The following is a 5513-nucleotide window of genomic DNA, read 5'->3' on the forward strand; positions in this document are numbered from 1 at the left end:
CCGCCGTCTTGATCATCGTCGCCGAGATGGTGATCACGTCGAGCATGGTCGCCGGCTGGTTCTGCGCGGGATTGGCCGGCGCCAGGCGGCCGGCCTTGGCGGCGGCCTTTTTCTCCTGGTCCTGTTCCTGCGCGTTGGCAAAAGGCACGGCGCAGAGGCCGAGCACGAAGGCGAGCGCGGTGCTCGCCATCAAGGTCGTGTTTGTTGTCGTTGTCATAGTCATGCAGCCCCCAAGCAAAAGCAAAACTGCTGGCGGTGGCTGAAGGGCCTTGGCTGGCATGATCGAGAATCCCTCGACCAGGCGGGTCGGGGCAGGGGTCACATATTAAAACATGATGACATAAGTCAACTTTAAATTTATAGCCGACCGTCATCGAGAAGCATTTGGCACGGGAGCAGCGGCATGGTCGGAAGTGTGGGCGATGGCAAGAGGATCGGCTGGTTGCAACCGGGCAGGATCGCGGCGGTGCTGCTTCTGGCGCTGTCGGTGCTGGCGCCTTCCTGCGGCTTCAAGGCGCTGGCCGCCGAGACGGTTGTCGATGCGCTGGGGCGAAGCGTCGTGCCGGGCGCGGCGACCCGAATCGTGACGCTCGGCTCCGACGTCACCGAGATCGTGCACGCGCTCGGCGCCGGCGAGCGGATCATCGCCGTCGATCGCGGCAGCAAATATCCGCCATCCGTAACCGGGAAGCCCAATGTCGGCTACCGCCGCCAGCTTTCGGTCGAGGGGCTGGCCAGCTTGCGTCCCGATCTGATCCTGGCGGCCGAGGACAGCGGGCCGCCGGAGGCGGTCGAGGTGCTGAAGTCGCTGGCGATCCCGATCGTCTTCGTCCCGCAGGACAACACCCCGCAAGGCATCGAGCGCAAGATCACACTGATCGCCGCCAGCCTTGGGCTCGAGGACAAGGGCAAGGTGGTTTCCACCGAGGTGCTCACCGCCTTTCAGACGGCAGCCGACCTGGCAGCAAATATTCCGCCGGAGCGGCGCAAGAAGGTGGTGTTCTTCCATGGCCTTGTGAAGCTGAGCGCAGCCGGTGCCGGCACCTCGGCCGACGCCATCATCCGCTACGCCGGCGGCCGCAACCCGATGGATGTCGTGCAGGGCTACAAGGCGGCATCAGAGGAAAAGCTGATCGAGATGGCGCCTGATGTCATCCTGATGATGAGCGACGGCAAGGGTGGCCCGACGCCCGAGCAGGTGTTCGGCAACCGCGCGCTGGCGGCAACGCCGGCGGCGGCCAACAAGGCGCTGGTCGTGCTTGACGGCGCCTACATGATCGGCTTCGGCCCGCGCACATCAGATGCGATCCGCGACCTGGCGAAGGCGCTCTATCCGGAAGGGGAATGACGTCGCGAAAATCGCAAGGCGTTTCGGCTGGGCAGTACCAATTCGTCGTCGAACCCGTTGCGCTTGATAAATCCTGTCCGTCCGGATTTCTCCGGATCGGCTTCCGCCCGAACAAACTTGGCGGCTCGGCCTGAAACATTGACACGATATTCTAAGCCGCGCGGTTGACCGTGAATGTGCTCTCCAGCCTATAATTATACTAAATTCATAGACTAACTGCGAACGTTCGAGGCGCTCGCACCTTGGCCTGTGAAAACCGGCTGCACAAAGGGAGCGCGCATCAATGCCGAAGACAGAGTCCAATCCGATCGACCTCGGCACCAGGGCGGCCGATTTCCTGCTGCCCGACGCGCAAGGCGTGCTGCACCGCCTCGTCGATTTCGACGCCAAGCCGGCCTTGCTCGTCGCCTTTATTTCCAACCGCTGCCCGTTCGTCGTGCTGATCCGTGAGCAGTTTGCCGTTTTCGCCAGGGATTATGCCGGCAAGGGGCTGCAAGTGGTGGCGATCAACGCCAATGACCATGAGGCGCATCCGGAGGAGACGCTGGCCCGCATCGGCGAAGAGGCCGAAAAATTCGGCTATTCCTTCCCCTATCTCAAGGATGCGTCGCAGCAGACGGCGAAAGCCTACGGCGCCGCCTGCACACCCGACTTCTTCCTGTTCGATGCCGACCGGCGGCTCGCCTATCACGGCCAGTTCGACGATGCGCGGCCGGGCAATGGCAAGCCGGTGACCGGTGCCGATCTGCGCGCAGCGGTCGACACGGTGCTGGAGGGCGGCAGGCCCGCTGCCAGCCAGGTGCCGTCGATCGGCTGCAACATCAAGTGGAGTGCCGGCAACGAGCCGGTCTGGTCCTCCAGCGCCGCCCGCGCCGCTTAGCGCAGGCGCCGCTTCGAACGCATTCGCCAGGTATCCATGCACAAGCCGCAAAAATCCGCTTCCGACAGCTTGCTGCTCCAGGCCGACGTGCTGGTGCTGGGCGGAGGTCCGTCAGCGGCCTGGGCGGCTGTCGCTGCGGCCGAGAGCGGCGCCAAGGTGGTGCTGGCCGATAAGGGCTATCTCGGTACCAGCGGCGCCACCGCGCCCTCCAACACCGGCACCTGGTGCGTGCCGCCGGGCGACAACAGGCATGCCGTCGTCGAGCGGCGCTGGCAGCGCACCGGCGAACTCGCCGACCCGCGCTGGATGCTGCGCTGCGTCGATACTGCCTACCGCAATCTGCTCAGGCTGTCCGAATGGGGCTATCCCTTTCCGAGCGAGGATGACGGCCGCCTCTACATCGCCAATCTGCGCGGGCCGGACTACATGCGCTTCATGCGCCGCCGGGTGCTGTTGGCCGGCGTCACCGTGCTCGACCATCACCCAGCGCTCGAACTTCTGTCCGACGGCGATGCCATCGTCGGCGCCGCCGGTGTCGCCCGGCAGATCGGCCAGGACTGGCGCGTCGACGCCAACGCGGTGGTGCTGGCGACGGGCGGCTGCGCTTTCCGCGAGCGCATCCTCGGCGCGACCGGGCTGACCGGCGACGGCTATCTGATGGCGGCGGAGGCCGGCGCCAGCCTGTCGGGCATGGAGTTCACCGGCAAATATACGCTGGCGCCCTATGGCTCATCGCTGAACAAGGGCCTGCCGTTCCGCTGGGCCTCGTTCCATCGCGAGGACGGCTCGCCGATCCTCGGGCCGACCGGCGAGCCGTTGCGTAACGGCATCGGCGACCGCGAGGAGGAAGTGGCGCGCGCGCTGATCGACGGCCCGGTCTACGCGCGGCTCGATCAGGCCGAGCCGGCGCTGCAAGGCTGGCTGCGCCAGGGCCAGCCGAACTGCTTCGTGCCCTATGACCGCGCCGGCATCGATCCGTTCAGCGAACTGTTCCGTATCACCTTGCGCGCCGAAGGCACGGTGCGCGGCACCGGCGGCATCGACATCGTCTCCGACGATTGCGCCACCGGCGTGCCCGGCCTCTATGTTGCCGGCGATGCCGCCAGCCGCGAGATGATGACCGGTGCGCTATCAGGCGGCGGCGCCGTCAATTCATCCTGGGCGCTGGCCAGCGGCTGGTGGGCCGGCAAAGGTGCCTCGACCCATGCCAAGCGCCGGACCGGCAAGGCGTTCCGCAGCGCGGTGCAATCGCTCGGCCAGGCCGGCTTGCGTCCTGCATCATCGGCGAGGGACGACATCTCGGCGGGCGAAGTTATCGAGGCGGTGCGTAGCGAAGTCACGCCGCTCGACAAGAATTTCTTCCGCACTGGCGAGGCCCTGGAGAAAAGCGGCGAGCGGCTGGAGAGTGTCTGGCGCGACGTGCGCAGCCATCTGCAAGGCGAGGGGCTGGACCGGGTCCGTACCCGAGAGGCAGCTTCGATCGCCGCTGCTGGGCGTTGGTCCGTGGCCGCCGCGCTGCACCGCACCGAGAGCCGCGGCATGCACCGCCGCACCGATCTGCCGGGCAAGAGCCCGGCCTTCGCGCACCGGCTGGTCATCACCGGTGTGGATGCGTTCCGCATCGCAGGTGCGCCTGAGCGGCTGGCGGAGCTGGCGTCATGATCGAGATCGTCTCGGCCACGCGCTGCGTCGAATGCGACATCTGCGTCAAGGTGTGCCCGGCCAACGTCTTCGACGCGACCGACAATGGCGTGCCGGTGATCGCTCGCCAGGAGGACTGCCAGACCTGCTTTCTTTGCGAGATCTATTGCCCGACCGACGCGCTTTATGTGGCCGAGTTCGCCGAAGGGCCGACCGGCATCACGGAAGCTCAGGCCGACGCCCGCCAGATGTTCGGCTCCTATGCCCGCGCGCTTGGCTGGAAGCGCGGCAAGGCGGGCGGCTCGGAATTCGACCCGACGCACCGCATCCGCGTGGCGCAGTGAACCGATCGGAGACAGATATGGATCGCCCGAACATGGACCGGATCGTCGTCAGCGACATCAGCAAGACCTTCCAGCTCAAGCCGGGGCAGTTCGTCACCGTGGATGGCGAGGCGACCGACCGCGTCACCGTGCTCGACGGCGTCGATCTTTCCATCCGCAAGGGCGAGTTCATCACGCTGGTCGGCCCGAGCGGCTCGGGCAAGTCGGTGCTGCTCGATATCATTGGCGGGCTGACGCAGGCGACCGGCGGCAACGTCCAGCTCGACGGCAGGCGCATCACCAGGCCCGATCCAAAGACCGGCTATGTCTTCCAGCAATATGCGCTGTTTCCCTGGCGCACGGCGCTCGCCAACATCGAATATGCGCTGGAAGTGCGCGGCGTGGCCAAGGCCGAGCGTACCGCCACAGCCCGCCATCTGTTGGCGCTGTTCGGCCTTGCCGGTTTCGAGGACCGTTTTCCCAACCAGCTGTCCGGCGGCATGCAGCAGCGTGTGGCGATCGCGCGTGCGCTGGCCAGCAACCCGGAAGTGCTGCTGATGGACGAGCCGTTCGCGGCGCTCGACCAGCAGACGCGCGAGCTTCTGCAAGGCGAGCTGCTGCGGATCTGGGGCAAGATCAACACCACGGTGATTTTTGTCACCCACTCGATCGACGAGGCGATCTTCCTCGCCGACCGCGTCGTGGTGATGACGGCACGGCCGGGCGCGGTGAAAGAGATCATCGACATCGACCTGCCACGACCGCGCGACGGCGACATCCGCGCCAGCGCCGAATTCAATCTATATCGCGCCCGCGTCTGGGACGTGCTGCGCGACGAGGTCAACAAGGCGCAGAAGGACTGGACCCTGTCGCCAGCCTTCAGTCACTGAGGAGCTGGACCAATGGCCTATCTGACCGAGAAGTTTGGCTCCGCGGGAGCGCTCCACCTGTTTGCCGGCGCTGGCGAAACGGTAGCCGCCGCCAGGGTCCCGGCCATCAAGGCCAGCGCCAAGATCCGGAGCAAGAAAGCAAGCCACGGCACGTTCCTCTATGGCGTGCCGCTGCTCGGCCTGTTCTTCCTGCTGTGGGAGATCGCGCCCCGACTCGGCTGGCTGAACCGCATCTTCTTTCCGCCGCTGAGCGAGGTGCTGGTCGCCTGGTGGGCGCTGCTCGCTTCGGGCGTGCTGATCGAGCATATCGGCATCAGCCTGCAGCGCGCCGCGATCGGCTTCGCACTCGGCGTGGTGGTGGCCATCCCCCTCGGTCTGTTGATGGGGCGCTATTCGTTGTTCGAGAAGGTTTCCGACCTCCTGGTGCAGAC

At 66.0% G+C, this 5513-nt stretch carries 5 protein-coding genes and 2 pseudogenes; 6 read left to right on the top strand and 1 reads right to left on the bottom strand.

Annotated elements, in window-relative coordinates; genetic code table 11:
* A pseudogene (locus EN984_RS21010) lies at positions 1 to 217 on the bottom strand (TonB-dependent heme/hemoglobin receptor family protein); the annotation flags it as partial.
* A 186-nt stretch (positions 218 to 403) separates the two neighbouring features.
* Here EN984_RS21010 and EN984_RS21015 point away from each other — a divergent pair.
* The 6 genes and pseudogenes from EN984_RS21015 to EN984_RS21040 form a co-directional block, all read left to right on the top strand.
* Positions 404 to 1348, top strand: coding sequence for an ABC transporter substrate-binding protein (locus tag EN984_RS21015; RefSeq protein WP_127268612.1), 945 nt, complete (start codon positions 404 to 406; stop codon positions 1346 to 1348).
* A gap of 283 nt (positions 1349 to 1631) precedes the next feature.
* Positions 1632 to 2228, top strand: coding sequence for a thioredoxin family protein (locus EN984_RS21020; RefSeq protein ID WP_127270903.1), 597 nt, complete (start codon positions 1632 to 1634; stop codon positions 2226 to 2228).
* A 36-nt stretch (positions 2229 to 2264) separates the two neighbouring features.
* A complete protein-coding gene (locus tag EN984_RS21025) occupies positions 2265 to 3890 on the top strand; it encodes an FAD-binding protein (protein ID WP_127383927.1) in 1626 nt (541 codons plus the stop codon).
* A complete protein-coding gene (locus EN984_RS21030; RefSeq protein ID WP_127270526.1) occupies positions 3887 to 4213 on the top strand; it encodes a ferredoxin family protein in 327 nt (108 codons plus the stop codon). The genes EN984_RS21025 and EN984_RS21030 overlap by 4 nt, the downstream gene beginning before the upstream one ends.
* Before the next feature lie 32 nt (positions 4214 to 4245).
* The gene (locus EN984_RS21035; protein WP_127270530.1) at positions 4246 to 5082 is read left to right on the top strand and encodes an ABC transporter ATP-binding protein; all 837 of its coding nucleotides are present in this window, start codon (positions 4246 to 4248) and stop codon (positions 5080 to 5082) included.
* Positions 5083 to 5094: 12 nt separating this feature from the next.
* A pseudogene (locus EN984_RS21040) lies at positions 5095 to 5513 on the top strand (ABC transporter permease); the annotation flags it as partial.

It is taken from the genome of Mesorhizobium sp. M7A.F.Ca.CA.004.12.1.1 (genome assembly GCF_003997835.1).
GTDB lineage: Bacteria > Pseudomonadota > Alphaproteobacteria > Rhizobiales > Rhizobiaceae > Mesorhizobium.